We start from the raw sequence: 17,467 nt of genomic DNA on the forward strand, positions 1-17,467 counted from the left end.
TAACAGGATGCGCACGACGTTTCAGCGCAGCCACGTTGATAGGCATTATCAAGCTTCGTTTACATGGGGGGGCGGATGATACTGAGCGGAAAGCGCTCGCCGCTGAGGTAATCGTCCAGGCAGTGCATTACCAGCTCACTGCGCAGGTGATCGGATTCGGCTTGCAATTCTGCATGAGTCAGCCAGCGGATGCCGCTGATGTCGGTATCCAGCGCGCGTTCGGGATCATGCCTGAGCAGGTTGGCGGTGAAGCAGATGCGTTGATAGGTCACGCCATTGCTGGGCGCCGTATACAGGTAGATACCGGTAACGCCGGTCAGCTCGACATCGCAGCCGGTTTCTTCCAGGGTTTCGCGTACAGCGGCCTGCTGCAGGCTTTCCCGGGGCTCCAGATGGCCGGCGGGCTGGTTGAGCACCAGGCGGCCGCCCCTGAGTTCTTCGACGAACAGAAAGCGCCCGTTGTGCTCGACTATCGTCGCAACGGTGACGTGTGCGTACCAATCCATAAAGGCTCCTTTTCAGGGCTGAAAACAACAACCCCGGCGCTAGGCCGGGGTCGTTGGCGTTACATCAGCACATTACTCAGACCAGCGAGGCCAGAACAGTGTTGAGGGTGTCGCTCGGGCGCATGACTTTTTCGGTCAGTGCCTTGTCAGGTGCATAGTAGCCGCCGATGTCAGCCGGCTTGCCCTGTACTGCACCCAGCTCGGCAACGATCTTGGCTTCGTTGTCGCTCAGGGCCTTGGCCAGCGGGGCGAACTGCGCTTGCAGCGCCGCGTCTTCGTTCTGTGCCGCCAGAGCCTGAGCCCAGTACAGCGCCAGGTAGAAGTGGCTGCCACGGTTGTCGATACCACCAACCTTGCGTGCCGGCGACTTGTCGTTGTCGAGGAATTGGCCGGTAGCCTCATCCAGGGTCTTGCTGAGCACCAACGCCTTGGGGTTGTCGTAGGTGTTGCCCAGATGCTCCAGAGAAGCGGCCAGAGCCAGGAACTCACCCAGGGAATCCCAGCGCAGGAAGTTTTCCTCGACCAGTTGCTGTACGTGCTTGGGCGCGGAGCCGCCAGCACCGGTTTCGAACAGACCGCCGCCGCTCATCAGCGGAACGATCGACAGCATCTTGGCGCTGGTGCCCAGCTCCATGATCGGGAACAGGTCGGTCAGGTAGTCGCGCAGTACGTTGCCGGTCACCGAGATGGTGTCCTTGCCTTCACGGATGCGCGCCAGGGAGAACTTGATGGCTTCGACCGGCGACAGCACACGGATGTCCAGGCCACTGGTGTCGTGATCCTTCAGGTATTTCTGTACCTTCTCGATCATCACGGCGTCGTGGGCGCGAGCCGGATCCAGCCAGAACACGGCCGGGGTGTTGCTCAGGCGGGCGCGGTTGACGGCGAGCTTGACCCAATCCTGGATCGGCGCGTCCTTGGCCTGGCACATGCGCCAGATATCGCCTTCTTCCACGTCCTGCTGCATCAGCACCTGGCCGTTGCTGTCGACCACGCGAACCACGCCATTGGCCTGGATCTGGAAGGTCTTGTCGTGAGAGCCGTATTCTTCGGCTTTCTGCGCCATCAGGCCAACGTTCGGTACGCTGCCCATGGTGGTCGGGTCGAAGGCGCCATTGGCCTTGCAGTCCTCGATCACGGCCTGGTAGATGCTGGCGTAGCAACGATCCGGGATCACGGCCTTGGCATCTTGCAGCTCGCCAGCGGCGTTCCACATCTTGCCCGAATCACGAATCATCGCCGGCATCGAGGCGTCGACGATAACGTCGCTCGGCACGTGCAGGTTGGTGATGCCCTTGTCGGAGTTGACCATGGCCAGCGCCGGGCGCTCGGCATAGACAGCATTGATATCGGCTTCGATCTCTGCCTGCTTGTCGGCTGGCAGCTTCTTGATGCTGGAGTACAGGTCGCCAATGCCGTTGTTCAGGTTGAAGCCCGCTTCCTGCAGTGCAGCAGCGTGCTTCTCCAGGGCCGACTTGTAGAACTCGGCAACGATCTGGCCGAAGATGATTGGGTCGGAGACCTTCATCATGGTGGCTTTCAGGTGAACCGAGAACAGCACACCCTGCTTCTTGGCGTCTTCGATTTCGGCAGCGATGAAGCTGCGCAGCGCCTTCTTGCTCAGAACCGAGCAATCCAGGACTTCGTTGGCCAGAACGGAGGTTTTCTCTTTCAGTACGGTAGTGCTGCCGTCGGCGGCAAGCAGCTCGATCTTCACGCTGCCATTGGCATCGATCAGCGCAGCCTTTTCGCTGCCGTAGAAATCGCCGCTGCTCATGTGAGCCACGTGAGACTTGGAGTCAGCGCTCCAGGCGCCCATCTTGTGCGGGTGTTTGCGGGCGTAGTTCTTGACCGACAGCGGTGCGCGGCGGTCAGAGTTGCCTTCGCGCAGTACCGGGTTCACGGCGCTGCCCTTGACCTTGTCGTAGCGGCTGCGGATGTCGCGCGCTTCGTCGCTGTCGCCGCTATCCGGATAGTCGGGCAGGGCGTAACCCTGGCTCTGCAACTCCTTGATCGCGGCCTTCAGTTGCGGAACCGAGGCACTGATGTTCGGCAATTTGATGATGTTGGCTTCTGGCGTGGTGGCCAGTGCGCCCAGCTCGGCCAGATGATCACCCTGTTTCTGAGCATCGGTCAGAAACTCGGGGAAGAGAGCCAGGATACGGCCGGCCAATGAGATATCGCGGGTTTCGACGGCGATATCCGAGGAGGCGGTAAAGGCTTTGACGACGGGGAGCAGGGAGTAGGTCGCGAGCGCAGGAGCTTCGTCGGTGAGGGTGTAGATAATCTTCGAGCGTGTGGTCATATTTGATTTAACTCTCTTTTTGCTGAACTTGCACAAGGCACTGATCCGGGTGAGGTGGCTTCTGGCCACAGCGCGGCATCAATGATGTGAATTCGAAGTTCCATCCCGATGATGTTGGGTGTCGCAATCGACCGATGGCGATAGCGGATCGCCTCTAAAGGTCGGCACGACAAGTGCTGGAAGCCGTACTCCAGGCGAATGCGCCTTTATGACTACTCAGTCAGCGCCCGAGTATATCAAACCAACGGACTATGGCAGTGACCAAGTTGCTCGCGGCCATACTGAACGAGGCGCTCAGGCACCCTGGACAAACCTCTGGATAGGCCTATTCGGAGCGCAGATTGGTCGCAATGCAGGTGCGTATGAGAAGGTAGGCCGCGTATTTTAAGCGGTTCGAGGGTCAATTCGACCAATGTCTAGGAAAAGCCCCTGCATGCCCCCGACAACGGAAGCGGAAACGAAAAAGCCGGTCGTGAGACCGGCCTTTAAGATGCAGATTAAGAGGTCAGACCTCGACCGGCTCCCCGCGTACTCTACTGGTGGCGGTGGCAGCGACCTCGGAGGTCGCCTGGGCTGTACTGATATTCACGGCATGGAGGCCTTTGGGGCCCTGAATAATATCGAAGCTTACGGCTTGTCCGGCTTTCAGGGTTTTGTACCCGTCCATCTGGATGGCCGAATAATGGGCGAACAGGTCCTCATCTCGGCCGTCGGCCAGGATGAACCCATAGCCCTTGGCGTTGTTGAACCACTTGACCTTACCACTTAGCATGCTGATATCCCTCTGCAAGGAACCCCATTGCTGGAGTATCATCCACATTAGATCCCGCGTTCGTAAGATTGCTCATGCGAGCGCAAGCCCTTTGACCCCGTAGGGGTATCCTTTGGTTGTAACACCCTTTTGCCGATAGTCAAGGCAACGCACGAAGCAACGATAAACGGGTCATATTCTCTGCTACCCGCTTCCATTCACCCACGAACCTTTTAATCCAGCATGCATGCAAGTAGCCAGATTCGACTAACATTCAATCAGGATCGACCCGCACCGCATGAGGACGACTCTTCGGGACTTGCCGTCGAGGAATCCAAGCCGGCATTGCAGGCGCCTCCGCTCTATAAGGTGATCTTGTTCAATGATGACTACACCCCCATGGATTTCGTGGTCGAGATACTTGAGACGTTCTTCAACCTCAATCGCGAGGTGGCGACCAAGATCATGCTGACAGTGCATACCGAAGGTAGCGCCGTTTGTGGTCTCTATACCCGCGACATCGCCGAGACCAAGGCTACACAGGTCAATCAATACGCGCGGGAAAGCCAGCATCCATTACTCTGTGAAATCGAGAAGGACGGTTAACGCCGGCCGCTTGGGCATGAGGTGAAGCTATGTTAAATCGAGAGCTCGAAGTCACCCTCAACCTTGCCTTCAAGGAGGCACGCGCCAAGCGTCATGAATTCATGACGGTGGAGCACCTCCTGCTGGCTCTTCTGGATAACGAAGCAGCCGCCAGTGTGTTGCGCGCATGCGGCGCCAGCCTGGACAAGCTGCGCAACGATCTGCAGGAATTCATCGATTCGACGACCCCGCTGATTCCGCAGCATGACGAAGAGCGCGAAACCCAGCCTACGCTGGGTTTCCAGCGCGTACTGCAGCGCGCGGTGTTCCATGTGCAAAGCTCCGGCAAGCGCGAAGTGACCGGCGCTAACGTGCTGGTCGCGATCTTCAGCGAGCAGGAAAGCCAGGCCGTGTTTCTGCTCAAGCAGCAGAGCGTGGCACGCATCGACGTGGTCAATTTCATCGCCCACGGTATTTCCAAGGTACCGGGGCAGGGTGCGGCTCCGGAAGCCGAGCAGGAAATGCAGGATGACGAGGGGGGCGAATCCTCGTCGTCAGGCAATCCGCTGGACGCTTACGCCAGCAATCTGAACGAACTGGCCCGCCAAGGGCGCATCGATCCACTGGTTGGCCGCGAGCACGAAGTCGAACGCGTGGCACAGATTCTCGCCCGGCGCCGCAAGAACAACCCATTGCTGGTCGGCGAGGCTGGCGTGGGCAAGACCGCCATCGCCGAAGGTCTGGCCAAGCGTATCGTCGACAACCAGGTACCGGATCTGCTCGCCGACAGCGTGGTCTACTCCCTCGACCTGGGGGCATTGCTGGCAGGCACCAAGTACCGCGGCGACTTCGAGAAGCGCCTCAAGGCGTTGCTGACCGAGTTGCGCAAGCGTCCCCATGCGATCCTCTTCATCGACGAAATCCACACCATCATTGGTGCCGGTGCGGCGTCCGGCGGTGTGATGGATGCCTCCAACCTGCTCAAGCCGGCGCTTTCGTCTGGCGAGATCCGTTGCATTGGCTCCACCACCTTCCAGGAGTTCCGCGGCATCTTCGAGAAGGATCGTGCCCTGGCGCGCCGCTTCCAGAAGGTCGATGTGGCCGAGCCTTCGGTGGAGGACACCATTGGCATCCTCAGGGGGCTCAAGGGGCGTTTCGAGCAGCACCATGATATCGAGTACAGCGATGAGGCGTTGCGTGCTGCTGCCGAGCTTGCGTCGCGCTACATCAATGACCGTCACATGCCTGACAAGGCCATCGACGTGATCGACGAAGCGGGTGCCTATCAGCGCCTGCAGCCGCAGGACAAGCGCCTCAAGCGCATTGATGTGCCTCAGGTCGAAGACATCGTCGCCAAGATCGCGCGGATTCCTCCGAAGCACGTCAGCAGTTCCGACAAGGAATTGTTGCGCAACCTGGAGCGCGACCTGAAGCTGACAGTATTCGGCCAGGATGCCGCCATCGACTCGCTGGCTACGGCCATCAAGCTGTCTCGTGCGGGTCTCAAGGCACCGGACAAGCCGGTTGGCTCGTTCCTGTTCGCCGGCCCGACTGGCGTCGGCAAGACCGAAGCCGCTCGTCAGCTATCCAAGGCGCTGGGTGTGGAGTTGGTGCGCTTCGACATGTCCGAGTACATGGAACGGCACACCGTTTCCCGCCTGATTGGTGCGCCACCTGGCTATGTCGGTTTTGATCAGGGCGGTCTGCTGACCGAGGCCATCACCAAACAGCCGCATTGCGTGCTGCTGCTCGACGAAATCGAAAAGGCCCACCCGGAAGTCTTCAACCTGCTGCTGCAGGTGATGGATCACGGCACCTTGACCGACAACAACGGACGCAAGGCGGATTTCCGCAATGTCATCCTGATCATGACCACCAACGCTGGTGCCGAAACAGCGGCCCGGGCGTCGATCGGTTTCACTTATCAGGATCACTCGTCCGATGCCATGGAAGTGATCAAGAAGAGCTTCACGCCGGAGTTCCGCAACCGTCTGGATACCATCATCCAGTTCGGTCGACTCAGCCACGAAACGATCAAGAGCATTGTCGACAAGTTTCTCATCGAACTGCAGGCGCAGCTCGAGGACAAGCGGGTCATGCTCGAGGTCAGCAACGCTGCACGGGACTGGCTGGCGGAGCAGGGCTATGACGTGCAAATGGGTGCGCGACCGATGTCGCGCCTCATCCAGGATCGGATCAAGCGTCCGCTGGCGGAGGAAATCCTCTTCGGCGAGCTGTCCGAGCATGGCGGTACCGTCCACGTGAATCTCGAGAATGGCGAACTGACGTTCGATTTCGAGACGGCGGCGGAAATGGCCTGAGGCGACCAAGGCGGACTCACTGAGTCCGCCAGTTGCCCGATGATTGCGGCAACGACGGAAACGAAAACGCCCGGCAGATGCCGGGCGTTTCCATTTCCGCTTGGCTGGCAGGGCAGGAAGCGTTGCTTCCTGTCTGTTAGCGGGCGCGGTAGGTGATGCGACCCTTGCTCAGGTCGTAAGGCGTCAGCTCTACGCGCACCTTGTCACCAGTCAGAATGCGGATGTAATTCTTGCGCATCTTTCCGGAGATGTGCGCGGTAACGACGTGCCCGTTTTCCAACTCCACACGAAACATGGTGTTGGGCAGGGTGTCGACGACAGTGCCTTCCATTTCGAAGCTGTCTTCTTTCGACATGCAGTAAAGCCCTCGGTATCCAATGAATGGCCCGGCGCAACTGGCCCCAGGCAAAAGCGGCGTGCATTGTGCCCGAAAACTGGGGTTGACGCCAAGGGGCTGTTCCTGTTTCAGCGCAAGTCATGTTGCCGCGCGAAACTTTACGCAACCCGCAAGCCTGGCTCAGGCTTGGTCAGCCAAACTTCGTGATGCGGATCTTTCCTCGAGGCAAGGCGGGTTCCTGCGCGGTCAGGCTGAGGCGGGAGCCTTCAGGTGAGAACGACCCAGTGCTGATTGACGAACAGCTCTATCGGCCGGTATTGCGTCTTGTAATTCATTTTTCGGCAATTCTTGATCCAGTACCCCAGGTAGACGGCTTGAAGATTCATGCGACGGGCCTCGCCTATCTGCCAGAGGATGGCGAAGCGGCCGAGGCTGCGGCGCTCTTCGTCAGGATCGTAGAAGGTGTAGACCGCTGACAGCCCATTGGGCAGCACGTCGGTCACGGCAATGGCCAGCAGCCGCCCCTCATCCCGAAACTCGTAAAAGCACGAGAACGGCAGATCGCGTACCAGGAAAGTGGAGAACTGTTCGTGACTGGGCGGGTACATGTCCCCGTCGGCGTGGCGCTGCTCGATGTAGCGTACGTAGAGGTCGTAATACTCCTCGCTGAACACTGGCCTGACCGCGCGCACTTGAACCGATTCATTACGCTTGATGATTCGTCGCTGCTGCCGATTGGCAATGAACCGGGCAGCAGGAATCCGCGCCGGCACGCAGGCAGTGCAGCGCTGGCAATGTGGGCGGTAGAGATGATCGCCACTACGCCGGAAACCAAGCTCGGAAAGCTCGGCATACACGTGCGCATCCATTGGCTGGCTCGGGTCGAGAAACAGGGTTGTGGCCTGTTCTCCGGACAGGTAGCTGCACGGATGCGGCTGGGTGGCATAGAACTTCAGGCGAGCCAGCTCGGTCATGATCGACTCCCGGGATTAGCCTCGAATCAGTGTATGCCAGCTAGCAGGAGCCGGCCAGAATGAGCAGGTCATCGATCGCTCGGCGGCGTTCGAGTGATCCAGTTGGAGGAGCCGGGCCGATCCAGAAAGCGCCGCAGGTAATCGGAGAACTCCGCTCGAGTGATGGCTCGCGCACCGAGGCTGTGCAGGTGCTGGGTTGGCATCTGGCAGTCGATCAGTTCGAATCCCCTGCTCTTGAGGTGCTCGACCAGCGCCACGAAACCAACCTTGGAGGCATTGTCGGCCCGGCTGAACATCGACTCGCCAAAGAACAATTTGCCCATGGCCAGCCCGTAAAGGCCACCAACCAACTGCTCGCTTTGCCAGACTTCCACACTATGAGCCACGCCGCGCCCGTGCAACTCGATATAGGCCTGCTGCATGGGGGTGGTGATCCAGGTGCCGTCGGCGTAGTCACGCGGTGCGGCACAGGCCTGGATGACGTCAGAGAAGGCCTGGTCGAAGGTCACTCGGTAATGACCCTGACGGATCACTTTACGTAGGCTGCGTGACACATGCAGTTCGTCGGGAAACAGCACGGTGCGCGGATCCGGGGACCACCACAGCAGAGGCTGTCCCTCCTGATACCAGGGAAAGCAGCCATGCCGGTAGGCGGCGATCAGACGCTCGGCACGCAGATCGCCGCCGGCAGCCAGTAGCCCGTTGGGCTCGCGCAGGGCTTTATCGAGAGGCGGGAAGGTCAGTGAGTCGCGTTGCAACCAGGTGAGCATTGGCGAAACCGCGGCAGGGGAGGGCGGGTTTTACCCCGCCTGGGTTGATCAGTTGTCGTCGAGAAATTTTTCGACGTCGAGGGCGGCCATACAGCCGGCACCGGCCGAGGTGATGGCCTGGCGGTAGACGTGGTCGGCCACGTCGCCAGCGGCGAACACGCCTTCGATGCTGGTGGCGGTGGCGTTGCCTTCGTTGCCGCCCTGGATCAGCAGGTAACCATCACGCATTTCCAGCTGGCCCTGGAACAGGTCGGTATTGGGTTTGTGGCCGATGGCGATGAACACGCCGGCCAGCGGCAGATCGCTGGTGCTGCCATCCTGGGTGTTGCGCAGGCGGGCACCGGTTACCCCAGTGGCGTCGCCGAGAACTTCTTCCAGGGTGTGGTTCCAATGCAGGCGCACGTTGCCGTTGGCAGCCTTGTCGAACAGCTTGTCCTGCAGGATCTTCTCCGAACGCAGCTTGTCGCGACGGTGCACCAGGTGCACTTCCTTGGCAATGTTGGAGAGGTAGAGGGCCTCTTCGACGGCAGTGTTGCCGCCGCCGATGACCGCGACCACCTGGTTGCGGTAGAAGAAACCGTCGCAGGTTGCGCAGGCGGAAACCCCCTTGCCGGCGAACGCTTCTTCGGAAGGCAGGCCCAGGTACTGGGCCGATGCGCCAGTCGCGATGATCAGCGCATCACAGGTGTAGGTTCCGCTATCACCCTTGAGGGTAAACGGGCGGCTCTGCAACTCGGCAGTGTGGATGTGGTCGTAGATGATCTCGGTTTCGAAACGCTCGGCGTGTTTCTGCATGCGTTCCATCAGGCCCGGGCCTGTCAGCCCTTCGACATCACCCGGCCAGTTATCGACTTCGGTTGTGGTGGTGAGCTGACCGCCAGGCTGAATACCGGTGATGATGACAGGCTTCAGATTGGCGCGAGCGGCATACACGGCGGCACTGTAGCCGGCTGGCCCGGAGCCCAGGATAATCAGGCGGGAATGCTTGACTTCGCTCATAAAAACACCTCATAAGCCTTTGTCACAAAAGAGAATGCGTGCTCAAATTGAGCCGCACGGACGAATAGTGGCCGCTATGCTACACCGAAGCGTCAAGCAAGCGGGAGCGGACGGGTTCGATCAGCTCCCCATCACTGGCGTGGCATGCCGTACAATGACGGCGTTTCGTCCTCCACCGATCATTCGGCGCGCTACTGGCGCAGGAACAGATGCGTTTGAAGAATTCTAGCTCTACAGCACCGGCGCCAGCCTGGCGTCAGCAACTACCGTATCGCCTCAAGGAGGGTGCGCTGATCGCCCTCGGTGCGTTGTGCCTCTACGTGTGGATGGCGCTGCTCACCTATGATCCGGCTGATCCGGGCTGGACCCATACCAGCAACGTCGAGCAGGTGCACAATGCTGCCGGTCGTGCCGGCGCCTGGTTCGCCGATGTACTGTTCATGGCTCTGGGCTACTTCGCTTATCTGTTCCCATTACTGCTCGGCATAAAGGCGCTGCAGGTATTCCGTGCCCGTCACGAACCCTGGCACTGGAGCGGCTGGCTGTTTTCCTGGCGTCTGATCGGCCTGGTGTTCCTGGTGCTGTCGGGGGCCGCGCTGGCCTACATTCACTTTCAGAGCAGTGCCGGCATGCCGGCATCGGCAGGTGGCGCGCTGGGCGAAAGCCTCGGACAACTGACCGTCGCCGCGCTGAACGTGCAGGGCAGTACGCTGCTGTTCATCGCGCTGTTCCTGTTCGGCCTGACCGTATTTACCGACCTGTCCTGGTTCAAGGTCATGGATATCACCGGCAAGATCACCCTGGATCTGCTGGAGCTGGTGCAGAGTCTGGTCAATCGCTGGTGGAGCTCGCGCCAGGAGCGCAAGCAACTGGTCGCCCAGTTGCGCGAAGTGGACGAGCGCGTTCATGACGTGGCGGCCCCGGTAGTACGTGACCGCCGCGAGCAGGCCAAGGTCAAGGAGCGCCTGATCGAGCGCGAAGAGTCGCTCAACAAGCACATGAGCGAACGCGAAAGCCGTCCTGCTCCGGTCATTACCGCTCCGGTCGCGCCCAAGGCACCTGAACCGAGCAAGCGCGTGCAGAAGGAAAAGCAGGCGCCGCTGTTCGTCGACAGCGCCGTGGAGGGCACCCTGCCACCGATCTCGCTGCTCGACCCGGCAGAAGCCAAGAAGATCGAGTATTCGCCCGAGTCCCTGGCGGGTGTCGGTCATCTGCTGGAGATCAAGCTCAAGGAGTTCGGTGTCGAGGTGTCGGTCGACTCGATCCACCCCGGCCCGGTGATCACCCGCTACGAAATTCAACCCGCCGCTGGCGTCAAGGTCAGCCGCATCGCCAACCTGGCCAAGGATCTGGCGCGCTCGCTGGCGGTGACCAGCGTCCGTGTGGTGGAAGTGATTCCAGGCAAGACCACCGTCGGTATCGAGATTCCCAACGAGAACCGCCAGATCGTGCGCTTCTCCGAGGTGCTGTCGACTCCCGAATACGATGACGCCAAATCGCCGGTCACCCTGGCCCTGGGCCATGACATCGGCGGCAAGCCGGTGATTACCGACCTGGCGAAAATGCCCCACCTGCTGGTCGCCGGTACCACCGGTTCCGGTAAGTCGGTGGGCGTGAACGCGATGATTCTGTCGATCCTGTTCAAGTCGGGGCCGGAAGACGCCAAGATGATCATGATCGACCCGAAAATGCTCGAGTTGTCGATCTACGAAGGCATTCCCCATCTGCTCTGCCCGGTCGTCACCGACATGAAGGAAGCGGCCAACGCGCTGCGCTGGAGCGTCGCCGAGATGGAGCGTCGCTACAAGCTGATGTCGAAGATGGGCGTGCGTAACCTGGCGGGCTTCAACCGCAAGGTGAAGGACGCCATCGAGGCCGGCGATCCGCTGTCCGATCCGCTGTATCGCCGCGAAAGCATGGAAGACGAAGCGCCGCTGCTGAAAACGCTGCCGACCATCGTCGTAGTCGTCGACGAATTCGCCGACATGATGATGATCGTCGGCAAGAAGGTCGAAGAACTGATCGCCCGTATCGCCCAGAAGGCACGGGCGGCGGGGATTCACCTGATTCTCGCTACCCAGCGGCCGTCGGTGGACGTGATCACCGGTCTGATCAAGGCCAACATCCCCACCCGCATGGCCTTCCAGGTATCGAGCAAGATCGACTCGCGCACCATCATCGACCAGGGTGGTGCCGAACAGTTGCTCGGCCACGGTGACATGCTCTACATGCCGCCTGGCACCAGCCTGCCGATTCGCGTGCACGGCGCCTTCGTCTCCGACGATGAAGTGCACCGTGTGGTCGAAGCCTGGAAGCTGCGTGGCGCACCGGATTACAACGAAGACATCCTGGCCGGCGCCGAAGAGGGTGGCGGTGGCTTCGACGGCGGTGGCGGCAGTTCCGAAGGTGGCGACGACAGTGAATCGGATCCGCTATACGACGAAGCGGTCAATTTCGTACTGGAAAGCCGCCGTGCGTCCATCTCCTCGGTACAGCGCAAACTGAAGATCGGCTACAACCGCGCCGCTCGCATGATCGAAGCCATGGAAATGGCCGGTGTGGTAACGCCAATGAACACCAACGGTTCGCGGGAAGTGATTGCCCCCGGGTCTAACCGCGATTAATACCCTGACAGAGGATTCACATGCGCCTGATTCGCCTGATGTTGCTCGCCGTGCTGAGTACCGCGAGCCTGTTCGCCCATGCCGATGATGAAGCCGCTGTACAGCGCCTGACCCAACTGCTCAACCAGGCGCAGACCATCACCGCGCGCTTCTCCCAGCTGTCCCTCGATGGCAGCGGTACCCAGCTGCAGGAAACCTCCGGTGAATTGGCGCTGAAACGCCCGGGCCTGTTCCGCTGGCACACCGATGCGCCCATGGAGCAGTTGCTGGTATCCGATGGCAAGCAGGTATGGCTGTACGACCCGGATCTCGAACAGGTGACCATCCAGGCGCTCGACCAGCGCCTGACCCACACCCCGGCCTTGTTGCTCTCCGGTGATGTCTCGCAGATTCGCGAGAACTTCGAGATCACTTTCAAGGAAGGTGGCAGCGTGGTGGATTTCATCCTCAAGCCGAAGTCCAAGGACACCCTGTTCGACAGCCTGCGCCTGTCCTTCCGTAACGGTGTGCTGAACGACATGCAACTGATCGACAGCATCGGCCAGCGCACCAATATTCTGTTCATGAGCGTGAAGATGAACGAACCCCTGGATGACAAGCAGTTCAGCTTCGAAATCCCTGAGGGTGCGGACGTCATCCAAGAGTAGGTAGTCGTGGATCTGTTTCGCAGCGCGCCCGTCGCCCAGCCGCTGGCCGCCCGTTTACGGGCGACCACGCTGGACGAATACGTTGGCCAGGAGCACCTGCTGGCCCGCGGCAAGCCGCTGCGCGAAGCGCTGGAGCAGGGCGCTCTGCATTCGATGATCTTCTGGGGGCCGCCCGGTGTGGGCAAGACCACCCTGGCACGGCTGCTGGCCCAGGTCACCGATGCGCATTTCGAGACCATTTCCGCAGTGCTGTCCGGGGTCAAGGAAATCCGCCAGGCCGTGGAGGTCGCCCAGCAGCATGCGGCCCAGTACGGTCGCCGCACCATTCTGTTCGTCGACGAAGTGCATCGCTTCAACAAGTCGCAGCAGGATGCCTTCCTGCCTTACGTGGAAGACGGCACGCTGATCTTCATCGGCGCCACCACGGAAAACCCCTCGTTCGAACTCAACAACGCCTTGCTGTCCCGCGCCCGCGTCTACGTGCTCAAGAGCCTGGATGATGCAGCGCTGCGCAAGCTGGTCGACCGCGCCCTGAGCGAAGCCAAGGGGCTGGGCGAGCGCCAACTGACGCTACCGGACGAAAGCTTCGAGATTCTCAAGAGCGCCGCGGATGGCGATGGCCGACGCTTCCTCAATTTTCTCGAGAACGCCGCCGACCTGGCCGATGACGGGAGCGAGATCAGCACCGAACTGCTGCTCGACCTGCTGGGCGACACCCGCCGGCGTTTCGACAAGGGCGGCGAAGCCTTCTACGACCAGATTTCCGCGCTGCACAAATCGGTACGTGGCTCCAGCCCTGACGGTGCGCTGTACTGGTTCGCGCGTATGCTCGATGGCGGTTGCGACCCCCTGTATATCGCCCGGCGCGTGGTACGCATGGCCAGCGAGGATATCGGCAATGCCGACCCGCGCGCACTGACGCTGTGCCTGAATGCCTGGGATGTGCAGGAGCGCCTCGGCAGCCCGGAAGGTGAGCTGGCCGTGGCCCAGGCCATCGTCTACCTGGCCTGCGCGCCGAAGAGCAATGCCGTATACAGCGCCTTCAAGGCGGCCATGCGAGACGTGGCGGAAAACGGCTCCTGCGAAGTACCGCTACACCTGCGCAATGCACCGACCAAGCTGATGAAGCAACTCGGCTATGGCGATGAATACCGCTACGCCCATGATGAACCCGATGCCTACGCCGCTGGCGAAGACTACTTTCCCGAAGACCTCGAACCGCGTCACTATTACCAGCCGGTGCCACGCGGCCTGGAATTGAAGATTCGCGACAAGCTCGCCCATCTGGCCGATCAGGACGCCAACAGCCCGCGGCAACGGAGAAAGCCATGATAGTGACGATTCTCGCCGTGGCCGTGGGTGGCGCGCTGGGTACCTTGGCACGCTTTGCCACGGGCAACTGGGTCAATGCCAACTGGCCGCAGCATTTCTATGGGGCAACCTTGCTGGTGAATCTCGTCGGCTGCCTGCTGATCGGGGTACTCTACGGCCTGTTCATGCTGCGCCCCGAGGTGCCACTGCCGATCCGGGCAGGGTTGATCGTCGGCGTGCTCGGCGGCTTCACCACTTTTTCTTCGTTTTCCCTGGACACCCTGCGCCTGCTGGAAAGCAGCCAGGCACCACTGGCCCTGGGCTATGTGGCAGCGAGTGTTCTGGGTGGCCTGCTCGCCACTTGGGCAGGCCTTTCGCTAACCAAACTCTGATCGACGAGAACCTGAAATGCTCGATTCCAAACTGGTGCGCAGCCAATTGCACGATATTGCCCAGCGTCTGGCCACCCGTGGCTATGAACTGGACGTGACCCGCGTCGAAGCCCTCGAGGCTCAGCGCAAGTCCGTTCAGACCCGTACCGAGCAATTGCAGGCCGAGCGCAACAGTCGATCCAAGTCCATCGGCCAGGCCAAGCAGCGCGGTGAAGACATCGCACCGCTGCTGGCTGACGTCGACCGCATGGGCAGCGAGCTGGAAGAGGGCAAGCGCGAGCTGGACGCCATCCAGGTCGAGCTGGACAACCTGCTGCTGAGCATTCCCAACCTGCCGGACGAGTCGGTGCCGGTCGGCGCGGATGAAGACGACAACCTCGAAGTGCGTCGCTGGGGTACACCCAAGACCTTCGACTTCCCGGTGCAGGATCACGTCAGCCTCGGCGAACAGCACGGCTGGCTGGATTTCGAGACCGCCGCCAAGCTGTCCGGTGCGCGTTTCGCCCTGTTGCGCGGCCCGATCGCCCGTCTGCACCGCGCTCTGGCGCAGTTCATGATCAACCTGCACACCGCCGAGCATGGTTACGAAGAAGCCTACACGCCGTATCTGGTACAGGCGCCAGCGCTGCAGGGCACTGGTCAACTGCCTAAGTTCGAGGAAGACCTGTTCAAGATCAGCCGCGAAGGCGAAGCCGACTTCTATCTCATTCCAACGGCCGAAGTGTCGCTGACCAATATCGTTGCCGGCGAGATCATCGATGCCAAGCAGCTGCCGCTGAAGTTCGTCGCCCACACGCCGTGCTTCCGCAGCGAGGCGGGGGCGTCGGGCCGTGATACCCGCGGCATGATCCGCCAGCATCAGTTCGACAAGGTCGAGATGGTGCACGTGGTCGAACCGGGCAAATCCTTCGAGGCGCTGGAAGAGCTGACCGGCCATGCCGAGAAGGTACTGCAGTTGCTCGAGCTGCCGTATCGCGTATTGGCGCTGTGCACCGGCGACATGGGTTTCAGCGCGACCAAGACCTACGACCTGGAAGTCTGGGTGCCGAGCCAGGACAAGTACCGCGAGATTTCCTCCTGCTCCAACTGCGGCGATTTCCAGGCGCGGCGCATGCAGGCGCGCTATCGCAACCCGGAAACCGGCAAGCCGGAACTGCTGCATACCCTCAACGGCTCCGGCCTGGCGGTTGGCCGTACCCTGGTGGCCGTACTGGAGAACTATCAGCAGGCCGACGGCACGATCCGTGTGCCGGACGTGCTGAAGCCGTACATGGGTGGCATCGAGGTCATCTGAAGCGGGTCTGCGAGAAGGCTCGGGCGCGCTGCTGAGACCCGGCCGTTGCAATGGTGGACGGATAGAGCGTCGGCTACGCGCCCCGATCCACCCTACAAATCAGGCCCCGAGCTTTGTCTCGGGGCCGCTATTTTTTACTGTCGCTGCCGTGAGCGACTGAAGCGGGCCTCGTTATGGACTTCCTTCCTCTGTTCCACAAATTGCAGAACCGCCGCGTGCTGGTGGTGGGCGGTGGCGAAATCGCCTTACGCAAGGCGCGGCTGCTCGCCGATGCGGGCGGTACGCTGCGCGTGGTATCGCCCGACGTGGTCAGCGAATTGCGCGAGCTGGTCGAGCACGGGGCTGGGGAGCTGGTGTTGCGTGGCTACGAGACAGGCGACCTGCAGGGCGTATCCCTGGTGATCGCCGCCACCGACGACATGCCGCTCAATGCGCAGATATCCCAGCAGGCACAGGCGCTCGGCATTCCGGTCAATGTGGTGGATGCGCCATCGCTGTGCAGCGTGATCTTCCCGGCGATCGTCGATCGTTCTCCGCTGATCGTCGCCGTCAGCAGCGGCGGGGATGCGCCAGTGCTGGCTCGCCTGATCCGCGCCAAGATCGAAACCTGGATTCCCGCCACATACGGTCAGCTAGCCGGCTTGGCGAAGATCTTCCGTGCCCAGGTCAAGAGCCTGTTCCCCGATGTACAGCAACGCCGGGTATTCTGGGAGGACGTGTTCCAGGGGGCAATCGCCGAAAGCGTGTTCGCCGGCAAGCTCGGTGAAGCTCGCCGTCTGCTGGAAGAAAAGCTCAGTGGCGCCGCGCCTCGGGCGCTGGGCGAGGTCTATCTGGTCGGTGCCGGCCCAGGCGACCCCGATCTGCTGACCTTTCGTGCCCTGCGCCTGATGCAACAGGCCGACGTGGTGCTCTACGATCGCCTGGTAGCCCCGGCGATCATCGAACTGTGCCGCCGCGATGCCGAACGCATCTACGTGGGCAAGCGCCGCGCCGACCATGCTGTCCCCCAGGAGCAGATCAACCAGCGCCTGATCGACCTGGCCAAGGCCGGCAAGCGCGTATTGAGACTGAAGGGTGGCGATCCGTTCATCTTCGGCCGTGGTGGCGAAGAGATCGAGCATTTGGCAGCCCATGGCATTCCCTTCCAGGTAGTGCCCGGCATCACCGCGGCCAGCGGCTGCTCGGCCTATGCAGGCATTCCGCTGACCCATCGCGATCATGCGCAGTCGGTACGCTTCGTCACGGGCCACCTCAAGGACGGCAGCTGCGACCTGCCCTGGCCGGAGCTGATCGCGCCAAGCCAGACCCTGGTGTTCTACATGGGGTTGGTTGGGTTACCGACCATCTGTCAGCAACTGATCGCCCACGGCCGTGCCGCCAGCACGCCGGCAGCGCTGGTGCAGCAGGGCACCACGGAGAATCAGCGGGTATTTACCGGCACCCTGGCCAACCTGCCGGATCTGGTGGCTCGCCATGAGGTGCATGCACCGACGCTGGTAATCGTCGGCGAAGTGGTGCAGTTACGGGAAAAACTGGCCTGGTTCGAAGGCGCTCAGGAGGAGCGCTCCGAGTAGCGTCTACTGGTTTCGTAGTAGTGGATGAAGAGCGTCGGCGACGCCCCCTATCCACCCTACGGCTACACGCCAGCGGC

15 protein-coding genes are annotated in these 17,467 nt (G+C 61.1%); 8 read left to right on the top strand and 7 right to left on the bottom strand.

What is annotated here, in order from left to right; translation table 11 throughout:
* Positions 1–59: 59 nt before the first annotated feature.
* The 3 genes from DNK10_RS17430 to cspD all read right to left on the bottom strand — a co-directional run bounded on the left by DNK10_RS17430 (position 60) and on the right by cspD (position 3,583).
* The gene (locus DNK10_RS17430) at positions 60–506 is read right to left on the bottom strand and encodes an NUDIX hydrolase (protein WP_131192418.1); all 447 of its coding nucleotides are present in this window, start codon (positions 504–506) and stop codon (positions 60–62) included.
* A 76-nt stretch (positions 507–582) separates the two neighbouring features.
* The gene (locus DNK10_RS17435) at positions 583–2,811 is read right to left on the bottom strand and encodes an NADP-dependent isocitrate dehydrogenase (RefSeq protein WP_131182472.1); all 2,229 of its coding nucleotides are present in this window, start codon (positions 2,809–2,811) and stop codon (positions 583–585) included.
* Positions 2,812–3,316: 505 nt separating this feature from the next.
* Positions 3,317–3,583: a cold shock domain-containing protein CspD gene (cspD, locus tag DNK10_RS17440; protein WP_131192419.1), complete on the bottom strand. Its 267-nt coding sequence runs from the start codon at positions 3,581–3,583 to the stop codon at positions 3,317–3,319.
* Positions 3,584–3,805: 222 nt separating this feature from the next.
* Between cspD and clpS the strand changes: the two genes are divergently transcribed.
* A complete protein-coding gene (gene clpS, locus DNK10_RS17445; RefSeq protein WP_131182474.1) occupies positions 3,806–4,168 on the top strand; it encodes an ATP-dependent Clp protease adapter ClpS in 363 nt (120 codons plus the stop codon).
* A 29-nt stretch (positions 4,169–4,197) separates the two neighbouring features.
* Complete coding sequence (gene clpA / locus DNK10_RS17450) at positions 4,198–6,468, top strand: ATP-dependent Clp protease ATP-binding subunit ClpA (protein ID WP_131192420.1); 2,271 nt, start codon at positions 4,198–4,200, stop codon at positions 6,466–6,468.
* 136 nt (positions 6,469–6,604) lie between these two features.
* Here the strand turns inward: clpA and infA are convergent, their stop codons facing one another.
* The 4 genes from infA to trxB all read right to left on the bottom strand — a co-directional run bounded on the left by infA (position 6,605) and on the right by trxB (position 9,548).
* Entirely contained in the window at positions 6,605–6,823 is a 219-nt protein-coding gene (gene infA, locus DNK10_RS17455) for a translation initiation factor IF-1 (RefSeq protein WP_002553999.1), read from the bottom strand.
* A gap of 248 nt (positions 6,824–7,071) precedes the next feature.
* Positions 7,072–7,779 (bottom strand): arginyltransferase, encoded by a 708-nt coding sequence (locus DNK10_RS17460; protein ID WP_131180529.1) that lies wholly within the window; start codon positions 7,777–7,779, stop codon positions 7,072–7,074.
* A gap of 68 nt (positions 7,780–7,847) precedes the next feature.
* Complete coding sequence (gene aat / locus DNK10_RS17465) at positions 7,848–8,549, bottom strand: leucyl/phenylalanyl-tRNA--protein transferase (RefSeq protein ID WP_131192421.1); 702 nt, start codon at positions 8,547–8,549, stop codon at positions 7,848–7,850.
* A 48-nt stretch (positions 8,550–8,597) separates the two neighbouring features.
* The gene (gene trxB, locus DNK10_RS17470; RefSeq protein ID WP_131192422.1) at positions 8,598–9,548 is read right to left on the bottom strand and encodes a thioredoxin-disulfide reductase; all 951 of its coding nucleotides are present in this window, start codon (positions 9,546–9,548) and stop codon (positions 8,598–8,600) included.
* A 209-nt stretch (positions 9,549–9,757) separates the two neighbouring features.
* Between trxB and ftsK the strand changes: the two genes are divergently transcribed.
* The 6 genes from ftsK (at position 9,758) to cysG (ending at position 17,390) form a co-directional block, all read left to right on the top strand.
* The gene (gene ftsK / locus DNK10_RS17475; RefSeq protein WP_165496004.1) at positions 9,758–12,172 is read left to right on the top strand and encodes a DNA translocase FtsK; all 2,415 of its coding nucleotides are present in this window, start codon (positions 9,758–9,760) and stop codon (positions 12,170–12,172) included.
* A 20-nt stretch (positions 12,173–12,192) separates the two neighbouring features.
* On the top strand, positions 12,193–12,819 hold the full coding sequence (lolA, locus tag DNK10_RS17480; RefSeq protein ID WP_131192424.1) for an outer membrane lipoprotein periplasmic chaperone LolA: 627 nt from the start codon (positions 12,193–12,195) through the stop codon (positions 12,817–12,819).
* A 6-nt stretch (positions 12,820–12,825) separates the two neighbouring features.
* Positions 12,826–14,151 carry a replication-associated recombination protein A gene (locus tag DNK10_RS17485; RefSeq protein ID WP_131192425.1) on the top strand — a complete coding sequence of 442 codons (1,326 nt, stop codon included), beginning with the start codon at positions 12,826–12,828 and terminating at the stop codon, positions 14,149–14,151.
* Complete coding sequence (crcB, locus tag DNK10_RS17490; protein WP_131180535.1) at positions 14,148–14,522, top strand: fluoride efflux transporter CrcB; 375 nt, start codon at positions 14,148–14,150, stop codon at positions 14,520–14,522. The genes DNK10_RS17485 and crcB overlap by 4 nt, the downstream gene beginning before the upstream one ends.
* Positions 14,523–14,538: 16 nt before the next feature.
* On the top strand, positions 14,539–15,816 hold the full coding sequence (gene serS, locus DNK10_RS17495; RefSeq protein WP_131180536.1) for a serine--tRNA ligase: 1,278 nt from the start codon (positions 14,539–14,541) through the stop codon (positions 15,814–15,816).
* Positions 15,817–15,989: 173 nt separating this feature from the next.
* Entirely contained in the window at positions 15,990–17,390 is a 1,401-nt protein-coding gene (gene cysG / locus DNK10_RS17500; RefSeq protein ID WP_131192426.1) for a siroheme synthase CysG, read from the top strand.
* Positions 17,391–17,467: the final 77 nt, after the last annotated feature.

Origin of the sequence: Phytopseudomonas daroniae (assembly GCF_004327275.1) — a bacterium.
GTDB lineage: Bacteria > Pseudomonadota > Gammaproteobacteria > Pseudomonadales > Pseudomonadaceae > Aquipseudomonas > Aquipseudomonas daroniae.